Here is a 19,985-nt window from a genome sequence, read left to right as displayed (position 1 = left end):
AAATGCATTTAGGTGCAGCGTCGTGTGTTTCTTGCCGGAGGTAGAGCACTGGATAGGCGATGGGCCCTACCGGGTTACTGACCTTAGCCAAACTCCGAATGCCGGTAAGTGAGAGCGCGGCAGTGAGACTGTGGGGATAAGCTCCATGGTCGAGAGGGAAACAGCCCAGAGCATCGACTAAGGCCCCTAAGCGTACGCTAAGTGGGAAAGGATGTGGAGTCGCAGAGACAACCAGGAGGTTGGCTTAGAAGCAGCCACCCTTGAAAGAGTGCGTAATAGCTCACTGGTCAAGTGATTCCGCGCCGACAATGTAGCGGGGCTCAAGCGTACCGCCGAAGTCGTGTCACTGCAGCATGAGACCTAACGGTTGTTGTGGTGGGTAGGGGAGCGTCGTGTGCCGGGTGAAGCAGCGCCGGAAGGTAGTTGTGGACGGTTCACGAGTGAGAATGCAGGCATGAGTAGCGATACACACGTGGGAAACGTGTGCGCCGATTGACTAAGGGTTCCTGGGTCAAGCTGATCTGCCCAGGGTAAGTCGGGACCTAAGGCGAGGCCGACAGGCGTAGTCGATGGACAACCGGTTGATATTCCGGTACCCGCTTTGAAGCGCCAAACATCGAATCCTCTGATGCTAAGCCCGTGAAGCCGCCCTGAGCTCTTCGGAGTGTAGGGGAGTGGTGGAGCCGGTGACCCGAGGTGTAGTAGGTGAGTGATGGGGTGACGCAGGAAGGTAGTCCAGCCCGGCGGTGGTTGTCCCGGGGTAAGGGTGTAGGCCGTGTGATAGGCAAATCCGTCACACATGGGGCTGAGACCTGATGCCGAGCCGATTGTGGCGAAGTGGATGATCCTATGCTGTCGAGAAAAGCCTCTAGCGAGTTTCATGGCGGCCCGTACCCTAAACCGACTCAGGTGGTCAGGTAGAGAATACCGAGGCGTTCGGGTGAACTATGGTTAAGGAACTCGGCAAAATGCCCCCGTAACTTCGGGAGAAGGGGGGCCATTCCTGGTGATGAGTTTTGCACTCGGAGCTGGGGTGGCCGCAGAGACCAGCGAGAAGCGACTGTTTACTAAAAACACAGGTCCGTGCGAAGCCGTAAGGCGATGTATACGGACTGACGCCTGCCCGGTGCTGGAACGTTAAGGGGACCGGTTAGCTCCATTTCGGTGGGGCGAAGCTGAGAACTTAAGCGCCAGTAAACGGCGGTGGTAACTATAACCATCCTAAGGTAGCGAAATTCCTTGTCGGGTAAGTTCCGACCTGCACGAATGGCGTAACGACTTCTCGACTGTCTCAACCATAGGCCCGGTGAAATTGCACTACGAGTAAAGATGCTCGTTTCGCGCAGCAGGACGGAAAGACCCCGGGACCTTTACTACAGCTTGATATTGGTGTTCGGTTCGGCTTGTGTAGGATAGGTGGGAGACTGTGAAGCATGCACGCCAGTGTGTGTGGAGTCGTCGTTGAAATACCACTCTGGTCGTGCTGGATGTCTAACCTGGGTCCGTGATCCGGATCAGGGACAGTGTCTGGTGGGTAGTTTAACTGGGGCGGTTGCCTCCTAAAGGGTAACGGAGGCGCCCAAAGGTTCCCTCAGCCTGGTTGGCAATCAGGTGTTGAGTGTAAGTGCACAAGGGAGCTTGACTGTGAGACCGACGGGTCGAGCAGGGACGAAAGTCGGGACTAGTGATCCGGCGGTGGCTTGTGGAAGCGCCGTCGCTCAACGGATAAAAGGTACCCCGGGGATAACAGGCTGATCTTCCCCAAGAGTCCATATCGACGGGATGGTTTGGCACCTCGATGTCGGCTCGTCGCATCCTGGGGCTGGAGTCGGTCCCAAGGGTTGGGCTGTTCGCCCATTAAAGCGGTACGCGAGCTGGGTTTAGAACGTCGTGAGACAGTTCGGTCCCTATCCGCTGTGCGCGTAGGAGTCTTGAGAAGGGCTGTCCCTAGTACGAGAGGACCGGGACGGACGAACCTCTGGTGTGCCAGTTGTTCTGCCAAGGGCATGGCTGGTTGGCTACGTTCGGGAGGGATAACCGCTGAAAGCATCTAAGCGGGAAGCCTGCTTCGAGATGAGGACTCCCACCCACTTGATGGGGTAAGGCTCCCAGTAGACGACTGGGTTGATAGGCCAGATATGGAAGCCGGGTGACCGGTGGAGTTGACTGGTACTAATAGGCCGAGGGCTTGTCCTCAGTTGCTCGCGTCCACTGTGTTGGTTCTGAAACCACGAACGACCTTTGCCGGTTGGTTTGTTGATTGTTTCATAGTGTTTCGGTGGTCATAGCGTTAGGGAAACGCCCGGTTACATTCCGAACCCGGAAGCTAAGCCTTTCAGCGCCGATGGTACTGCATGGGGGACCGTGTGGGAGAGTAGGACGCCGCCGAACTAATCTTCAAAAAAGCTCTGGTGTCTGAACTACGGTTCAGACACCAGAGCTTTTTTGTTTGGGCGATCCGGTACGGAGCGTCACGTCCAGTTAACCTCCCGCGTCCACCATCCGCAGATATGGGGACTCAGGAGCTGCTGCTGGCGGCCGGTGTGGGCCGTGGTGACGAGGTCGTCGTGCCGTCGTATGCCATCACGGCAGCCGCTGCGGATGCCGTGCGTGCCACCGGTGCGACGCCGGTGTTCGCCGACATCGATCCGGTGACCTACTGCCTGGCCCCGGTCTCCGTCGCCGCCGTGCTCACCTCCCGCACCAGGGCCGTTGTCGTCGCCGAACTCTTCGGCCACCCCGTCCACTTGGACGCCCATCCGCTGCCCGTCATCCATCACGCCGAGCCGGGGGACGCCGGACCGCCGGAGGACCGGGACGCCGTCCGGCGACGGCGGGAGAACGCCGCCCAGCTCGATGCCGGGCTGACCGGTGTCCTGACCCCCGTGGTCTCCCCCGGAGTTGAGCACCGCTTCGACGCGTACGTGGTGCGGGTGCCGGGCAACGGCCGGCCGGACCGGGACGCCTTCGCGCGGGCCCTGCGTCTTCGTGGAGTGGACTGCCGGGTGCCGGTGCGGACACCGGTGCACCGCATGCCCGCGTACCGGCGGGACGTCCGGCTCCCGCACACCGAGCGGGCGGCCGACGAATGCCTCGCCCTGCCCGTGGACGCCGGCCTGTCGCGGAGCGAACTTCACCGGATCATTTCAGCGTGCAACGCCCTGGGCGGTCTCCTGCCGCACGGCACCGCCGCCTAGCAGGGCGGACTGGTCAAAAGCACGTCCGAACATCAGGTATGCTTTATCTCGTTGCCGGCCCCAATAGCTCAGTCGGCAGAGCGTCTCCATGGTAAGGAGAAGGTCAACGGTTCGATTCCGTTTTGGGGCTCCATGAAGAAAGGCCCCCGCCATTCGGCGGGGGCCTTTCTTCATGTCCGCTGTCTCACTCGTCCCGCGGCTCCGGCATGCGCATGGCCAGAATCGCCATGTCGTCGGAGGGCGGTTCCGCGGCGAAGCGCTCGACGGCGCGGAGGACGCGGGCGGAGACGGCACCGGCCGTCAGACCCGTACACGTCGTGAGGACGTCCGCGAGGCCGTCGTCGCCGAGCATGCGGCTGCCCTCGCGGCGCTCGGTGACGCCGTCCGTGACGCACAGCAGGACGTCGCCCGGCTCCAACGTGACCGTCTGCTCGTAGAGTTCGAGGTCCTCCATGACGCCGAGCAGCGGCTGGGGGTCGGCGGCGGGCTCCACCGTGCCGTCCTGGCGCAGGCGCAGCGGCAGGGGGTGGCCGGCGCAGACGACCTTCAGCTGGGCGCTGCCGTCCTCCTGGGGCCGGAGCTCGCCGTAGAGGAGGGTGAGGAAGCGGCTGCGGGCGCCCTCGTCGAGGATGGCCGCGTTGAGCCGCTCCAGGACCGCCGGGCCGCCGAAGCCCTCGCGGGCGAGCAGGCGCAGGGCGTGCCGGGCGAGGCCGGTGACGGCGGCGGCCTCCGGGCCCGTTCCGCAGACGTCGCCGATGGCGAAGCCGTAGGCGCCGTCGCGGATGGGGAAGACGTCGTAGAAGTCGCCGCCGACCTCGTTGCCCTCCCCGGCCGCCCGGTAGATGACGTCGACCTCGACGCCGGGCACGTCCGGCAGGCCGGGCGGGAGGAGGCTGCGCTGGAGGCTCTGGCTGATGGCGGTGCGCTCGCTGTAGAGGCGGGCGTTGTCGAGCGCGAGGGCGGCGCGGCGGGAGAGGTCCTCGGCGAGTTCGAGGATCTCCTGGCGGAAGTGGTCGTCGGTGGGCTTGCCGAGGGTGAGCATGCCGATGACGCGGTTGCGGGCGACGAGGGGCAGGACGACGGTCTCGCCGCCGACCGCGGCCGCCGTGGTGAGCGAGATGCCGGGGCCGGGGGAGTGCTCGGCGTCGCCGGCGAGGCCGACGGTGCGCAGGGAGGTGCGGAGGGCGGCGTCGTGCGCGGCCCGGGCCGGGGCGGGCCAGGGGCGGGCGCCGGGGGTGGGGACGGGGTCCGGCGGGGCGACCTTGATCAGGAGTGCCTTGAGGCCGTCGATGAGGTCCTCGTCCTCGTGCAGGACGTAGGAGAGTTCGGGCTCGGAGGACTGGTCGGCGATGGTGTAGACGGCGCACCAGGTGGCGAGGGTGGGGACGGTCATCTGGGCCATGAGGGCCAGCGTCTGGTCCCGGTCGAGGGTGCCGGCGAGCAGGTCGGACGCCTCGACGAGGAAGGAGAGGGAGCCGCGGCGCAGCCGTTCGAGCTCGCCGAGGCGGGCGGACTCGACGGCGAGGGCGATGCGGTCGGCGGCGAACTGGAGGCGCAGGGCCTCCTCGTTCCCGTAGCGGTGCGGGGCCTCGGCGGCGACGCCGAGGGATCCGGTGAGGCGGCCCTCCACCTTGAGCGGGACGGTGACGACGGAGCGCATGCCGGTGTCGGTGAGCAGGGGCACGGCGCCGGGGACCGCGTTGAGGTCGTCGTGGACGGAGGGCATGCGGGCGGAGCCGTAGCGTCCGGTGCCGGCCTCGACGGGGACGCGGGCGAAGCGCTGGCGGGCGGAGGGCAGGCCGGTGGAGGCGCGCACCTCCAGTTCGGTCTCGTCGTCGGTGGCGAGGAGGAGGTAGGCGGAGTCGCCGTCGAGCATGTCGCGGGCGCGTTCGACGGTGCGCTGGAGCAGGCCGTCGAGGTCGTCGGGGGCGGGGGAGCCGATGAAGACCTCGAAGGGGTCGGCGGAGCCGGGGCGGTCGCCGCCGGCGTCCCCGCCGGTGGCGCGCGGCGGGCTCTGCAGGACGGCGCGCTCGGCGTCGCGGACCAGCAGGCAGACCGTGGACGGGGCGCCGACGGTGTCGCGGACGCGCAGGTGGGAGGCGTAGACGGGGATGACGCGGCCGTCGGCGCCCCTTATCCCGTACGAGCCCTCCCAGCGGGAGAGGCGCAGGGCCTCGGCGATGCCGGTGGAGGTGCCGGGGGTGTGCGGCCAGGCGGCGAGGTCGGCGAGGGGTTTGCCGGTGACCTGTTCCGCGGCGTAGCCGAAGAGGTGTTCGGCGTCGTCGTTCCAGGCGCTGATGTGGCCGGTGCCGTCGATCTGGATGACGGCGACGCGGACCCGGGCGTCGGCGAGCGGCAGGGCGGCCGCGGGGAGGGCCGGGCCGGCCGAGCGGGTGCCGGCGGGGCGGTCGTCGAGGTCGAGCCGGAACCACACCTTCTTGTGGGTCGAGTCGTACTCGACGCCCCAGCGGGCGGCGAGGGCGGTGCAGAGCATCAGCCCCCGGCCGCCCTCGCGGTCGATGCCGCCGAACTGCCGGGCCGGCGACTGGAGCGGAAGTTCCCGTTCGGGATAGCGGTCGCTGACCTCGATGCGGACGCCGGAGTCGGTGCGGACGCAGAGGACCTCGGCGGAGGTACCGGCGTGCACGACGGCGTTGGTGACGAGTTCGCTGGTCAGGACGACGGCGTCGTCGATGATGTCGGGAAAGCCCCACCCCTGCAGCGTGTCCCGGACGAAGGCGCGGGCCGCGGCGACGGAGCGCCCGACCGGCTCGAAGGTGGCGGTTGCCCGCGCGGTGATCACAGCACTCCCCATTGGCCTCTCATCGCTCCCCCGAGTCCTGTGCCCGATTCTCATGACGGCGATTCGTCCGCCAGGCTAAACCGTCGGCCCGGGCGATGGGGAACGGAGCCGGGTACTGCATTTCTCCGGGGGACAACCCGTGCGTCCCCGGCCGGGAGTGAATGCGGGGGGCGTGGACGTCCGTGCTTTCCCGGGCGGAATGCCGGGGAGAAGGGGGCTGCGGGGGTCCGGGAAGCGGCGGATGCGGTGTGGTCCGCGGCGTCGCGTCCTCGGGCCGGGGGAGAGCCGCCGGGATGTGCGGCTCATGGTGAGGCACCGGGCAGGTTTTCTGTTCGGCTTTAACGAGCCGCCTGCCCGCTGGTTACGCTCTGACCGGCAGCCGCTCCGGTGCGCTCGGGTGAAACACTGGGAAAGCTGGAAGCGAAAACCCGACGAGGATCAGCGACCCTGCGGGAGGGACACGGTGGAGTCTGGCGGAGCGACGCGGGGCACGAGCGCGCGCGCGAAGGGCGGACGGTCCCGGCCCAATGGGACGACGGAAGTGGACACGGCGGCGCTGCACCGGCTGCTGACGGCGCTGGAGGCCATGCGGGACGGCAACTTCCGCAAGCGGCTGACGGTCTCGGGCGACGGGGTCATGTCGGAGATCGCGGCGGTCTTCAACGAGGTGGCCGACCGCAACCTCCAGCTCACCGGGGAGCTGGCGCGGGTGCGCCGGGTCGTCGGGCGGGAGGGCAAGCTCACCGAGCGGCTGGAGGTCGGCGGGTGCGAGGGCGCCTGGGCGGCGGCGATCGACGCGTCGAACGCCCTGGTCGACGACCTCGTCCGGCCGGTCTCGGAGGTCGGCCGGGTGCTGTCGGCGGTGGCCGAGGGCGATCTGGAGCAGCGGATGGACCTGCGCTCGCTGGGGGCGGACGGGACGGCGCACCCGCTGCGCGGCGAGTTCCTCAAGGTGGGGCGGACGGTCAACGGGCTGGTGGACCAGCTGTCGGCGTTCACCGACGAGGTGACGCGGGTGGCCAGCGAGGTCGGCACCGAGGGCAAGCTCGGCGGTCAGGCGCGGGTGCGCGGTATGTCGGGTTCGTGGAAGGACCTCACGGACTCCGTCAACACGATGGCCTCGCGGCTCACCGCCCAGGTGCGTGATATCGCGCTGGTGACGACGGCGGTGGCGAAGGGTGATCTGTCCCGGAAGGTCACGGTTCATGTGGCCGGGGAGATGCTGGAGCTGAAGAACACCGTCAACACGATGGTCGACCAGCTCTCCTCCTTCGCCTCGGAAGTGACGCGGGTGGCGCGGGAGGTGGGCACCGAGGGCGAGCTCGGCGGTCAGGCCCGGGTGCCGGGCGTCGCCGGCGTCTGGAAGGACCTCACGGACTCCGTCAACCTCATGGCGGGCAACCTCACCGCCCAGGTGCGCGGTATCGCCGAGGTCACCACGGCGGTCGCCAACGGCGACCTGTCGCGGAAGGTCACGGTGAGCGCCCGGGGCGAGATCGCCCAGCTCGCCGAGACGATCAACCAGATGACCGAGACGCTGCGCACCTTCGCGGACGAGGTCACGCGGGTGGCCAGCGAGATCGGTGCCGAGGGGCGGCTGGGCGAGCAGGCGCAGGTGCCGGGCGCGGCGGGCACGTGGAAGGATCTCACCGACTCGGTCAACAACGCCTTCCGCAACCTCACGGCGCAGGTGCGGGACATCGCCCAGGTGACGACGGCCGTGGCCAACGGCGATCTGGGGCAGAAGGTCACCGTCGACGTCTCCGGCGAGATGCTGGAGTTGAAGAACACCGTCAACTCGATGGTGGACCAGCTCCAGTCGTTCAGCGCCGAAGTGACGCGCGTGGCGCGGGAGATCGGTGTCGAGGGCGAGCTGGGCGGCCAGGCGCAGGTGCCGGGCGCCGCGGGGACGTGGAAGGACCTCACGGACTCCGTCAACACGGCGTTCCGCAACCTCACCGGACAGGTGCGCAACATCGCGCAGGTGACGACGGCGGTCGCCAACGGCGATCTGGGGCAGAAGGTCACCGTCGAAGTGTCCGGCGAGATGCTCCAGTTGAAGAACACCGTCAACACCATGGTCGACCAGCTCTCTGCCTTCGCCGACCAGGTCACGCGCATGGCGCGGGACGTCGGTACGGAGGGCCGGCTGGGCGGTCAGGCGCGGGTGCCGGGCGTCAGCGGCACCTGGAAGGAGCTGACCGACTCCGTCAACTTCATGGCGGGCAACCTCACTTCGCAGGTGCGGCAGATCGCTCAGGTGACGACGGCGGTGGCGCGCGGTGACCTGTCGCAGAAGATCGACGTGGATGCGCGCGGCGAGATCCTGGAGCTGAAGAACACCATCAACACGATGGTGGACCAGCTGTCCGCGTTCGCCGAGCAGGTGACGCGGGTGGCGCGGGAGGTCGGCACCGACGGCCGGCTGGGCGGTCAGGCGCAGGTGCCCGGCGTCGCGGGCGTCTGGCGCGACCTGACCGACTCCGTCAACGGCATGGCCGGCAATCTGACGGCCCAGGTGCGCAACATCGCCCAGGTCGCGACGGCGGTGGCGCGCGGTGACCTGTCGCAGAAGATCGACGTGGACGCGCGCGGCGAGATCCTGGAGCTGAAGAACACCCTCAACACCATGGTCGACCAGCTCTCGTCGTTCGCCGAGCAGGTCACGCGGGTGGCGCGCGAGGTGGGCACCGAGGGCATCCTCGGCGGCCAGGCGGAGGTGCAGGGCGTCTCCGGCACCTGGAAGGACCTGACCCAGTCCGTCAACTTCATGGCGAACAACCTGACGTCCCAGGTCCGCAACATCGCCGAGGTCACCACCGCGGTCGCGATGGGCGACCTCTCGAAGAAGATCACGGTGGACGCCAAGGGCGAGATCCTCGAACTCGTCACCACCGTCAACACGATGGTCGACCAGCTCTCGGACTTCGCGGAGCAGGTGACGCGGGTGGCGCGCGAGGTGGGCACCGAGGGGCAGCTGGGCGGCCAGGCGCGGGTGCGGGACGTCACCGGCATCTGGAAGGACCTCAGCGACAACGTCAACCTGATGGCGTCCAACCTGACCAACCAGGTGCGGAGCATCTCGCAGGTGGCCGGCGCGGTCGCCAACGGCGACCTGACCAAGAAGGTCACCGTCGAGGCGCGCGGCGAGGTCGCGCAGCTCGCCGACACCGTCAACACCATGGTGACGACGCTGTCGTCGTTCGCGGACGAGGTGACGCGGGTGGCCCGGGAGGTCGGCACCGACGGCATCCTCGGCGGCCAGGCGCGCGTGCCGGGGGCGAGCGGCACCTGGAAGGACCTCACCGAGTCGGTGAACTCGATGGCGTCCAACCTCACCGGCCAGGTCCGCAACATCGCGATGGTCACCACCGCCATCGCCCAGGGCGACCTCACCAAGAAGATCGACATCGATGCCCGCGGTGAGATCCTCCAGCTCAAGACGACCATCAACACGATGGTGGACCAGCTGTCCTCCTTCGCCGACCAAGTCACCCGCGTGGCCCGCGAGGTGGGGACGGAGGGCCAGCTGGGCGGCCAGGCGCGGGTGCGGGACGTGGACGGCGTCTGGCGCGATCTGACCGAGTCCGTCAACGAGATGGCCGGCAACCTCACCCGCCAGGTGCGCGCCATCGCCGAGGTCGCCACGGCCGTGACGCGCGGCGACCTCAACCTGCGGATCGACGTGGCCGCGGCCGGCGAGATCCTGGAACTCCAGGACAACATCAACACGATGATCGCCAACCTGCGCGAGACCACGCTCGCCAACAAGGAACAGGACTGGCTCAAGGGCAACCTCGCCCGCATCTCCGGCCTGATGCAGGGCCGCCGCGACCTGGAGGACGTCGCGCAGCTCATCATGAGCGAGCTGACGCCCGTCGTCGCGGCGCAGCACGGGGCGTTCTTCCTGGCCATGCCGACCGGCGGGCAGGACGGCGAGAGCGGCGAGGACGCGTACGAGCTGCGGATGCTCGGGTCGTACGGCTACTCGATGGGCGCGATGCCCACGTCCTTCCGGCCGGGCGAGTCGCTGATCGGCACGGCGGCCAAGGAGAAGCGCACGATCCTGGTGGAGAACGTGCCCACCGGCTATCTGAAGATCTCCTCCGGGCTGGGGGAGGCGCCGCCGGCCCATGTCATCGTGCTGCCGGTGCTGTTCGAGGGGCAGGTGCTCGGCGTCATCGAGCTGGCGTCCTTCCAGCAGTTCACGCAGATCCAGAAGGACTTCCTCAGCCAGATCGCCGAGATGATCGGCACCAGCGTCAACACCATCAGCGTCAACACCAAGACGGAGATGCTGCTCAAGCAGTCCCAGGAGCTGACGGAGCAGCTGCGGGAGCGGTCGGCGGAGCTGGAGAACCGGCAGAAGGCGCTGGAGATCTCCAACGCCGAGCTGGAGGAGAAGTCCGAGCGGCTGGCCCGGCAGAACCGCGACATCGAGGTCAAGAACACCGAGATCGAGGAGGCCCGGCAGGTCCTGGAGGAGCGCGCCGAGCAGCTCGCGGTCTCGATGCGCTACAAGTCCGAGTTCCTGGCGAACATGTCGCACGAGCTGCGCACCCCGCTCAACTCGCTGCTGATCCTGGCGAAGTTGCTCGCGGACAACGCGGACGGCAACCTCTCGCCCAAGCAGGTCGAGTTCGCCGAGACGATCCACGGCGCCGGCTCCGACCTGCTCCAGCTCATCAACGACATCCTGGACCTGTCGAAGGTCGAGGCGGGCAAGATGGACGTCAGCCCGACGCGCATCGCCCTGGTGCAGCTGGTGGACTACGTGGAGGCGACCTTCCGGCCGCTGACGGCGGAGAAGGGGCTGGACTTCTCCGTACGGGTCTCGCCGGAGCTGCCCGCCACGCTGCACACGGACGAGCAGCGGCTGTTGCAGGTGCTGCGCAACCTGCTGTCGAACGCGGTGAAGTTCACCGACTCCGGCGCCGTGGAGCTGGTCATCCGGCCGGCGGGTTCGGACGTACCGGACTCGATCCGCGAGCAGTTGCTGGAGGCGGGCGCCCTGCGCGACGCCGACGGCGAGCTGATCGCGTTCTCGGTCACGGACACCGGCATCGGCATCGCGGCCAGCAAGATGCGGGTCATCTTCGAGGCGTTCAAGCAGGCGGACGGGACGACGAGCCGCAAGTACGGCGGTACGGGGCTGGGGTTGTCGATCAGCCGGGAGATCGCGCGGCTGCTGGGCGGCGAGATCCACGCGGCGAGCGAGCCGGGGCGCGGCTCGACCTTCACCCTCTATCTGCCGCTGAACGCCGCCGAACTGCCGCTGGAGGGCTACCCGCAGCAGCTCACGGAGGGCGACGCGGGCGAGCGCAGGGCGCTTCCGCCGGCGGTGGCGCCCGTCGAGGACGGGGAGCACGGGCCCGAGGCGCCGGCGCGCGGCGCGGCCGGGCTGTTCCTGCGCCGCCGCAGGGCCGCGCAGCAGCAGGCCGCGCAGCCCGCGCAGGACGCCGGGGGACGGCCCGGCGCGGGCCGGGGGGCGGCCGGGACGCCGGCGCCGGCCGCGTCGCAGGAGTCCTGGGTGGAGGTCGGCGAGGGTGCCGCGGCCGGCTTCCACGGGGAGAAGGTCCTGATCGTCGACGACGACATCCGCAACGTCTTCGCGCTCACCAGTGTGCTGGAACAGCACGGGCTGACGGTGCTCTACGCGGAGAACGGGCGCGAGGGGATCGAGGTGCTGGAGCAGCACGACGACGTGGTGGTGGTCCTGATGGACATCATGATGCCGGAGATGGACGGCTACGCCACGACGGCCGCGATCCGCAAGATGCCGCAGTTCGCCGACCTGCCGATCATCGCGCTCACGGCGAAGGCGATGAAGGGCGACCGGGAGAAGAGCATCGAGGCCGGGGCTTCCGACTATGTCACCAAGCCCGTTGATACTGATCAACTGCTGGCGGTGATGAAGCAGTGGATGCGCGCAGAGTGACAGCGGACGGAACGATCACCGATCGTTTGTTGACCGACTGTGGTCGATGACGTGTGGGACCGCGGCATTCCGGGAACTTTCACGTCCCCTGCCGCGTTTCCTCTCCGTGCGCAGTGACATCGCGGTGACAGGGTGTGGTGACGGGCGGGGTGCGGCTACCATGACCGGCACAAGGACGGGCGGCGCAAGGGAGTCGTCCCCTGGGGCGGCGCCCGGTGCACTTCCGGGGCGAGGAGGACGGGCCATGGTGCAGAAGGCCAAGATCCTCCTGGTCGATGACCGGCCGGAAAATCTGCTCGCGCTGGAGGCCATCCTCTCGGCGCTCGATCAGACACTGGTGCGGGCATCGTCAGGGGAGGAGGCGCTCAAGGCGCTGCTGACGGACGACTTCGCGGTGATCCTGCTGGACGTCCAGATGCCTGGCATGGACGGCTTCGAGACCGCGGCGCACATCAAGCGGCGGGAGAGGACCCGGGACATCCCGATCATCTTCCTCACCGCCATCAACCACGGCCCGCACCACACCTTCCGGGGCTACGCGGCCGGCGCGGTGGACTACATCTCCAAGCCCTTCGACCCGTGGGTGCTGCGCGCCAAGGTCTCGGTCTTCGTCGAGCTCTACATGAAGAACTGCCAGCTGCGCGAGCAGGCCTCGCTGCTGCGGCTGCAGATGGAGAACGGCCAGGGCGGCCGCGCCGCGTCCGGCGAGCCGCCGGAGACCGCGGGGCTGCTCGCCGAGCTGTCGGCCCGGCTGGCCGCGGTCGAGGAGCAGGCCGAGGCGCTCTCCAAGCAGCTGGACGAGTCGGCCGACGCCGCGGCCGTCGCCACCGCCGCCCACCTGGAGCGCAAGCTCAACGGCCTGCGGCGGGCGCTGGACGCCCTGGAGCCGGGCGCGGGCAGCAGCGTGCCGCCCGTGGCGTCACAGAGCTGACACCTGTCCCGCCGGTGACGATGCGTCAGTCCACGCGCTGAAACCGCGTCACACACATGGGTGAACGCCCGGGCCCGGGTGTCCCTTCCGACGGACGACGGTAATCTCGGCTCCATGGCCTCACGTACGTCCGGCAAGGGTTCCCAGAGCACGGCGGGCACCTCCAAGCAGCGCGCCGGACGCGCCGGAAGTCCCGCCGGAAAGGCACCCGCCAGGAAGGCGCCTGCGAAGAAGGCCGCCGCCCGGCCGCCCGCCGGGAAGAAGGCACCGGCCCGGAAGGCCGCGGCCAAGGCGGCGCCCAAGCGGTCCGTCGCGGGCCGCGCCGGACGCGGGGTGGCGCACGGAGTCGGCGCGCTCTTCCGGGGCGTGGGACGCGGCGCCCGCAATCTGGACCCCGCCCACCGCAAGGACGGGCTGGCCCTGCTGCTGCTCGCCCTCGCCCTGATCGTCGCGGCCGGCACCTGGTCCAGCCTCGAAGGCCCGGTGGGCGACCTGGTGAAGCTGCTCGTCACCGGCGCCTTCGGCCGCCTCGACCTGGTCGTGCCGATACTCCTCGGCATCATCGCGATGCGGCTCTTCCGCCACCCCGAGCGCCCCGAGGCCAACGGACGCATCGTCATCGGCCTGTCGGCGCTGGTCCTCGGCGTCCTCGGCCAGGTGCACATCGCGTGCGGGGCGCCCGGCCGGGGCGAGGGCACCCAGGCGCTCCAGGACGCCGGCGGCCTGATCGGCTGGGCCGCCTCCAAGCCGCTGCTCTTCACGGTCGGGCAGGTCCTCGCCGTACCGCTGCTGGTGCTGCTCACCGTCTTCGGCCTGCTGGTCGTCACGGCCACCCCGGTCAACGCGATCCCGCGGCGGCTGCGGCAGCTGGGCATCCGGCTCGGGGTGATCGAGCCGCTGCCCGGCGAGTACGAACCCGAGGACGCGCACCGGAGCGCGGGCGAGTACGACGCCGACTGGCGCGAGACCCCGGCCAGGCCCAAGCGCCCCCGGCGCGCGCCCGCCGCGCAGGACGACGCCGGCAGCGCCGAGGAAGCGGCGCTCGCCAAGCGGCGCCGGACCAGGCGGCCGTCCTCGGACGCCGTGGACGTCGCGGCCGCCGCCGCGGCCGCGCTGGACGGGGCCGTGCTGCACGGGGTGCAGCCCTCGCCGCTCGTCGCCGGGCTCAGCAGCGGCATCACGCCGGAGGACGAGATCACCGTCCAGGTGCCGGCGCCCGCGCCGCCGGCCCGCGGCGCCCGGCCCGACGGCCCCGTCCCAGACCTCACCAAGCCGGCCCCCGAGCCGCCGTCCGGCCTGCCGCCGCGGGCCGAGCAGCTCCAGCTCTCGGGCGACATCACCTACTCCCTGCCCTCGCTCGACCTGCTGGAGCGGGGCGGGCCGGGCAAGGCCCGCAGCGCCGCCAACGACGCCATAGTGGCCTCGCTGACCACGGTGTTCGCGGAGTTCAAGGTGGACGCGGCCGTCACCGGCTTCACCCGCGGCCCGACGGTCACCCGCTACGAGGTCGAGCTGGGCCCGGCGGTCAAGGTCGAGCGCATCACCGCGCTCACCAAGAACATCGCCTACGCGGTGGCCAGCCCCGACGTCCGCATCATCAGCCCCATCCCCGGCAAGTCCGCCGTCGGCATCGAGATCCCCAACACCGACCGGGAAATGGTCAACCTGGGCGACGTGCTGCGGCTCGCGGACGCCGCCGGTAACGAGCACCCGATGCTGGTGGCGCTGGGCAAGGACGTCGAGGGCGGCTACGTCATGGCCAACCTGACGAAGATGCCGCACATCCTCGTCGCGGGCGCCACCGGCTCCGGCAAGTCCTCGTGCATCAACTGCCTCATCACCTCGCTGATGGTGCGGGCCACCCCCGAGGACGTGCGGATGGTGCTGGTCGACCCCAAGCGCGTCGAGCTGACCGCCTACGAGGGCATCCCGCACCTGATCACGCCGATCATCACCAACCCCAAGCGGGCGGCCGAGGCCCTCCAGTGGGTGGTGCGCGAGATGGACCTGCGCTACGACGACCTGGCGGCCTACGGCTTCCGGCACATCGACGACTTCAACGCGGCCGTGCGCGAGGGGAAGGTGAAGCCCCCCGAGGGCAGCGGCCGCGAGCTGGCGCCCTATCCGTACCTGCTGGTCATCGTGGACGAGCTGGCCGACCTGATGATGGTCGCCCCGCGCGACGTCGAGGACTCGATCGTGCGCATCACCCAGCTCGCCCGGGCCGCCGGCATCCACCTGGTGCTGGCCACCCAGCGGCCGTCGGTGGACGTCGTCACCGGCCTGATCAAGGCCAACGTGCCCTCCCGGCTCGCCTTCGCCACGTCCTCCCTGGCCGACAGCCGGGTCATCCTCGACCAGCCCGGCGCCGAGAAGCTGATCGGCAAGGGCGACGGCCTGTTCCTGCCGATGGGCGCGAACAAGCCGATCCGCATGCAGGGCGCCTTCGTCACCGAGGCCGAGGTCGCCTCCGTCGTGCGGCACTGCAAGGACCAGATGGCGCCGGTCTTCCGGGACGACGTCACCGTCGGCACGGCACAGAAGAAGGAGATCGACGAGGACATCGGTGACGACCTCGATCTGTTGTGCCAGGCCGCCGAGCTGGTCGTCTCCACCCAGTTCGGCTCGACGTCGATGCTCCAGCGCAAACTGCGTGTGGGATTCGCCAAGGCGGGCAGGCTCATGGACCTGATGGAGTCGCGCGGCGTCGTGGGCCCGAGCGAGGGGTCCAAGGCCCGCGACGTGCTCGTCAAGCCCGACGAACTGGACGGGGTGCTCGCGCTCATCCGCGGGGAGACCGGCGGCTGACGGGGGGTGGCGCCCTGGCCAACCGTTTCTCCGGGGCGGGCGCGCAGGGGTGAGGAGGGAGGGGAGCAGCGATGTGCCGCAGCCGGTACCGCAGAGCCGTCTGATGGTCTGCCTTCTGATGGCCTACAAAGTCGGCCTTCCCGCTTGCCGGACGCTTTCGCGTCCCCCCTAGACTGAACTTCCAGCAGGTGGCTGCACGCTCGAAAGGCGCCCACGTGTCCATCGGCAACTCACCCCCGGAGGACGGGCGGCCGTCCATCGGCCGCGCTCTCCAACAGGCCCGCATCGACGCCGGACTGACCGTCGACGAGATCAGTTCGACCACGCGCGTACGCATTCCGATCGTCCACGCGATCGAACAGGACGACTTCTCCCGCTGCGGCGGGGATGTCTACGCCCGAGGACATATCCGCACGCTGGCGCGCGCCGCCGGCCTCGACCCCACGCAGCTCATCGAGCAGTACGACGCGGAGCACGGCGGGCGCCCCCGGCCGAGCCGGGCCGCGCCCGTCTTCGACGCCGAGCGCATCCGCCCCGAGCCCCGGCGGCCCAACTGGACCGCCGCGATGGTCGCGGCGATCGTCGCGGTCGTCGGCTTCGTCGGCTTCACCCTCTTCAGCGGCGGGGACCGGAGCCAGGACAACGCGGCCGAAGCGGGCCCGGCGCCGGCCAAGCCGTCGAAGTCCCCCGCCAAGGCGCCCCCGGGCAGGACGGCGGACGCCAAGCCCGAGCCGTCCGACAGCGCGGTCGCCGGTGCCCCGGCCAACAAGGTCACGGTCAAGCTCACCGCGGAGCGGGCCCAGACCTGGATGTCGGCCAAGGACCACACCGGCAAGCTGCTGGACGAGGGCGTGCTCAAGCGCGGGGCCTCCAAGACCTTCACCGACAGCAACCGGATCGACCTGGTGCTCGGCAACGCCGGGGCGGTCCAGCTGTTCGTGAACGGCAAGGAGATCAAGAACGTCGGCGACGACGGTCAGGTCCAGCGCCTCAGTTACACCCGGGGCGACCCCGCGGCCGGCTGACCGGCGGCGGAAGGGCACCCTCCGGGCGCCGGGGGACCGCCGGGTGACCAGGCTCTCCGCACCCGGCGGCCACTCGGCAGCGGAAGCGGCGTCCGGACAAAGTAGGCTGAGCCCTATGCCCGAACGCCGTACCGTCGCTCTTGTCACACTTGGCTGCGCCCGTAACGAGGTGGACTCGGAGGAGCTGGCAGGCCGCTTGGCGGCGGACGGCTGGGACCTCGTCGAGGACGCCGCCGAAGCCGACGTCGCCGTGGTGAACACCTGCGGCTTCGTCGAAGCCGCCAAGAAGGACTCCGTGGACGCGCTCCTGGAGGCCAACGACCTCAAGCAGCACGCCCGTACGCAGGCCGTGGTCGCCGTCGGCTGCATGGCCGAGCGGTACGGCAAGGAGCTGGCCGACGCGCTGCCGGAGGCGGACGGCGTGCTCGGCTTCGACGACTACGCCGACATCTCCGACCGCCTGCAGACCATCCTCTCCGGCGGCATCCACGCCTCCCACACCCCGCGCGACCGGCGCAAGCTGCTGCCGATCAGCCCCGCCGAGCGCCAGGGCGCCACCACCGTGGCCCTGCCCGGCCACGCCCAGGACACTCCCCCCGAGGACCTGCCGGACGGCATCGCCCCCGCCTCGGGACCGCGCGCCCCGCTGCGCCGCAGGCTCGGCGCCAGCCCGGTGGCCTCCGTCAAGCTGGCCTCCGGCTGCGACCGGCGCTGCTCGTTCTGCGCGATCCCCTCCTTCCGCGGCTCGTTCATCTCGCGCCGCCCCTCCGACGTGCTCGGCGAGGCCCGCTGGCTGGCCGAGCAGGGCGTCAAGGAGGTCATGCTGGTCTCCGAGAACAACACCTCCTACGGCAAGGACCTCGGCGACATCCGGCTGCTGGAGACCCTGCTGCCGGAGCTGGCGGCGGTGGACGGCCTGGAGCGGATCCGGGTCAGCTACCTCCAGCCGGCCGAGCTGCGGCCCGGCCTGATCGACGTGCTGACCTCGACCGAGAAGGTCGCCCCCTACTTCGACCTCTCCTTCCAGCACTCGGCGCCCGCCGTGCTGCGCGCGATGCGCCGCTTCGGCGACACGGACCGCTTCCTGGAGCTGCTGGACACGATCCGCGCCAAGGCCCCCCAGGCGGGCGCCCGTTCCAACTTCATCGTCGGCTTCCCCGGGGAGACCGAGGAGGACCTCGCCGAGCTGGAGCGCTTCCTCACGGGCGCCCGGCTGGACGCCATCGGCGTCTTCGGCTACTCCGACGAGGACGGCACCGAGGCCGCGACCTACGCGGACAAGGTGGACCCCGACGTCGTCGCCGAGCGGCTGGCGCGCGTCTCGCGGCTGGCCGAGGAGCTGACCGCGCAGCGCGCCGAGGAGCGGATCGGAGAGACAATCGAGGTACTGGTCGATCGCGTGGACGACGAGGACGGCGTCATCGGCCGGGCGGCCCACCAGGCGCCCGAGACCGACGGCCAGGTCCGGCTGGTCACCGACGGCCTCGCGACCGTGCCCCGGCCCGGCCGCATGGTCGTCGCCCGGGTGGTCGCGAGCGAGGGGGTCGACCTCGTCGCCGAGCCCGTCGGGGACGGCGGGTGTACCGAGGAGGCGGGCAGATGAGCGGAGTCCCGGCATCGGCCGCGGGCCGTCCCGCCCCGGCGCCGGGCGTACGGCGGGTCCCGCTGTGGAACATCGCCAACGTCCTGACCGTGGTGCGGCTGTGCCTGGTGCCCGGCTTCGTCCTGCTGATGCTCCACAACGGCGGTCACGACCCGGTCTGGCGCTCCTTCGCCTGGGCGGCCTTCGCCATCGCCATGATCACCGATCTCTTCGACGGGCATCTGGCGCGGACGTACAACCTGGTCACCGACTTCGGCAAGATCGCCGATCCCATCGCCGACAAGGCGATCATGGGCGCGGCGCTGATCTGCCTCTCCTCGCTGACGATCCTGCCCTGGTGGGTCACGGGCGTGATCCTCGCCCGCGAGACCGGCATCACGCTGATGCGGTTCTGGGTGATCAAACACGGGGTCATCCCGGCCAGCCGGGGCGGCAAGCTGAAGACGCTCGCCCAGGGCGTGGCCACGGGGATGTACATCCTCGCCCTCGAGGGACCGTTGGCCACGGTCCGCTTCTGGGTGATGGCGGTGGCCGTGGTCTTGACGGTGCTGACCGGCCTGGACTACGTGCGGCAGGCCGTCGTGCTGCGCAGGAGGGCGTCGTCCGGGGAGTCCGGACGGTGAGCGCGGACGCGGCCGGGGTCCTGGAGGCGCTCGTGGCGCGGGGCCGGTCGGTGGCCGTCGCCGAGTCGCTGACCGGCGGTCTGGTCGCGGCGGCCCTGACGGCCGTGCCGGGCGCCTCCCGGGTGGTGCGCGGCTCGGTGACCGCGTACGCGACGGACGTCAAGCGTGACGTCCTGGGCGTGGACGGGGCCCTGCTGGCCGTCCGCGGGGCGGTGGACGCCGAGGTCGCGCGGCAGATGGCCCGCGGTGTGCGCGCCCTGCTGGGTGCGGACTGGGGGCTGGCCACCACCGGGGTCGCCGGTCCCGCGCCCCAGGACGGGCAGCCGGTCGGTACGGTCTTCGTCGCCGCGGCCGGTCCGCAGGAGGTCTGTGCCGCGCGGAGGCTGTCACTGGACGGTGACAGGGAATCCATTCGGACAGAAAGTGTCCGAGCGGTCCTCGCGCTCCTCCATGACGAATTGACGGCGAACGCGGGGGCAAAGGATACGGAACACAAGGGGGGGAATGGATGTTTGCAGCCCTGAGTGAACACGACATAGCTCCCCGCACGGCCGCACCCCGAGGCGGTACGGTGGGGCGTGAAGGATCCGGATTCGCGGTCCAAGGAGGGAGCCACCGATGATTCTGCTCCGTCGCCTGCTCGGTGACGTGCTGCGTCGGCAGCGCCAACGCCAGGGCCGCACTCTGCGCGAGGTCTCCTCATCGGCCCGGGTCTCGCTCGGCTACCTCTCCGAGGTCGAGCGGGGGCAGAAAGAGGCGTCCTCCGAGCTTCTCTCCGCAATCTGCGACGCTCTGGACGTACGGATGTCCGAGGTCATGCGCGAGGTGAGCGACGAGCTGTCGCTCGCCGAGCTGGCGCAGTCGGCGGCGGCGAGCGAGCCGGTACCCGCGCCGATGCGGCCGATGTTCAACCCGGTGTCCGTGACGTCCGTGACCGGTGTCCCGGGCGAGCGCGTGACCATCAAGGCGCCCGCGGAGGCCGTCGACGTGGTCGCCGCCTGAAGCCCGGCCGCCGAACGCCGTTCCCCCGTCCCCGCCGGTCCGTTGAGGACCCGCG

Annotated in this window: 10 protein-coding genes, 1 tRNA gene and 2 rRNA genes; 12 read left to right on the top strand and 1 reads right to left on the bottom strand. The window is 69.8% G+C overall.

The window, feature by feature from the left end; all coding sequences use genetic code 11:
* The 4 genes from AC230_RS17495 to AC230_RS17480 all read left to right on the top strand — a co-directional run.
* Positions 1-2,196, top strand: a 23S ribosomal RNA gene (locus AC230_RS17495); the annotation flags it as partial.
* Positions 2,197-2,274: 78 nt separating this feature from the next.
* A 5S ribosomal RNA gene (gene rrf, locus AC230_RS17490) occupies positions 2,275-2,391 on the top strand.
* A gap of 119 nt (positions 2,392-2,510) precedes the next feature.
* Positions 2,511-3,197: a DegT/DnrJ/EryC1/StrS family aminotransferase gene (locus tag AC230_RS17485; protein ID WP_049717199.1), complete on the top strand. Its 687-nt coding sequence runs from the start codon at positions 2,511-2,513 to the stop codon at positions 3,195-3,197.
* 57 nt (positions 3,198-3,254) lie between these two features.
* A tRNA-Thr gene (locus AC230_RS17480) sits at positions 3,255-3,330 on the top strand.
* A gap of 51 nt (positions 3,331-3,381) precedes the next feature.
* Here the strand turns inward: AC230_RS17480 and AC230_RS17475 are convergent.
* Positions 3,382-6,012, bottom strand: coding sequence for a SpoIIE family protein phosphatase (locus AC230_RS17475; protein WP_338399808.1), 2,631 nt, complete (start codon positions 6,010-6,012; stop codon positions 3,382-3,384).
* A gap of 451 nt (positions 6,013-6,463) precedes the next feature.
* Between AC230_RS17475 and AC230_RS17470 the strand changes: the two genes are divergently transcribed.
* From AC230_RS17470 to AC230_RS17435, 8 genes are all read left to right on the top strand, one after another.
* Positions 6,464-11,938 carry a HAMP domain-containing protein gene (locus AC230_RS17470; RefSeq protein ID WP_078871336.1) on the top strand — a complete coding sequence of 1,825 codons (5,475 nt, stop codon included), beginning with the start codon at positions 6,464-6,466 and terminating at the stop codon, positions 11,936-11,938.
* 244 nt (positions 11,939-12,182) lie between these two features.
* Entirely contained in the window at positions 12,183-12,869 is a 687-nt protein-coding gene (locus AC230_RS17465) for a response regulator (protein WP_049717196.1), read from the top strand.
* Between the two features lie 114 nt (positions 12,870-12,983).
* Positions 12,984-15,677, top strand: a complete 2,694-nt coding sequence (locus tag AC230_RS17460) for a DNA translocase FtsK (protein ID WP_049717195.1) — start codon at positions 12,984-12,986, stop codon at positions 15,675-15,677.
* Between the two features lie 215 nt (positions 15,678-15,892).
* On the top strand, positions 15,893-16,702 hold the full coding sequence (locus tag AC230_RS17455; RefSeq protein WP_049717194.1) for a helix-turn-helix domain-containing protein: 810 nt from the start codon (positions 15,893-15,895) through the stop codon (positions 16,700-16,702).
* A 115-nt stretch (positions 16,703-16,817) separates the two neighbouring features.
* Positions 16,818-18,305 (top strand): 30S ribosomal protein S12 methylthiotransferase RimO, encoded by a 1,488-nt coding sequence (rimO, locus tag AC230_RS17450; RefSeq protein WP_049717193.1) that lies wholly within the window; start codon positions 16,818-16,820, stop codon positions 18,303-18,305.
* Entirely contained in the window at positions 18,302-18,928 is a 627-nt protein-coding gene (pgsA, locus tag AC230_RS17445) for a CDP-diacylglycerol--glycerol-3-phosphate 3-phosphatidyltransferase (RefSeq protein ID WP_049717192.1), read from the top strand. The genes rimO and pgsA overlap by 4 nt, the downstream gene beginning before the upstream one ends.
* On the top strand, positions 18,925-19,452 hold the full coding sequence (locus AC230_RS17440; protein WP_049717191.1) for a CinA family protein: 528 nt from the start codon (positions 18,925-18,927) through the stop codon (positions 19,450-19,452). The genes pgsA and AC230_RS17440 overlap by 4 nt, the downstream gene beginning before the upstream one ends.
* Before the next feature lie 94 nt (positions 19,453-19,546).
* Entirely contained in the window at positions 19,547-19,930 is a 384-nt protein-coding gene (locus tag AC230_RS17435; RefSeq protein WP_004955592.1) for a helix-turn-helix domain-containing protein, read from the top strand.
* Positions 19,931-19,985 lie beyond the last annotated feature (55 nt).

Source organism: Streptomyces caatingaensis (assembly GCF_001187435.1).
Taxonomy (GTDB): Bacteria; Actinomycetota; Actinomycetes; order Streptomycetales; family Streptomycetaceae; genus Streptomyces; species Streptomyces caatingaensis.
Note: the sequence above shows the minus strand (reverse complement) of the source record. Positions and strands in the feature narration are given on the sequence as shown.

Bases quoted from the DNA above. Each gene is read 5' to 3' on its own strand.
- AC230_RS17465 (WP_049717196.1), top strand. From the start codon at position 12,183: ATGGTGCAGAAGGCCAAGATCCTCCTGGTCGATGACCGGCCGGAAAAT.
- AC230_RS17485 (WP_049717199.1), top strand. From the start codon at position 2,511: ATGGGGACTCAGGAGCTGCTGCTGGCGGCCGGTGTGGGCCGTGGTGAC.
- AC230_RS17475 (WP_338399808.1), bottom strand. From the start codon at position 6,012: ATGGGGAGTGCTGTGATCACCGCGCGGGCAACCGCCACCTTCGAGCCG.
- rimO (WP_049717193.1), top strand. From the start codon at position 16,818: ATGCCCGAACGCCGTACCGTCGCTCTTGTCACACTTGGCTGCGCCCGT.
- pgsA (WP_049717192.1), top strand. From the start codon at position 18,302: ATGAGCGGAGTCCCGGCATCGGCCGCGGGCCGTCCCGCCCCGGCGCCG.
- AC230_RS17435 (WP_004955592.1), top strand. From the start codon at position 19,547: ATGATTCTGCTCCGTCGCCTGCTCGGTGACGTGCTGCGTCGGCAGCGC.
- AC230_RS17460 (WP_049717195.1), top strand. From the start codon at position 12,984: ATGGCCTCACGTACGTCCGGCAAGGGTTCCCAGAGCACGGCGGGCACC.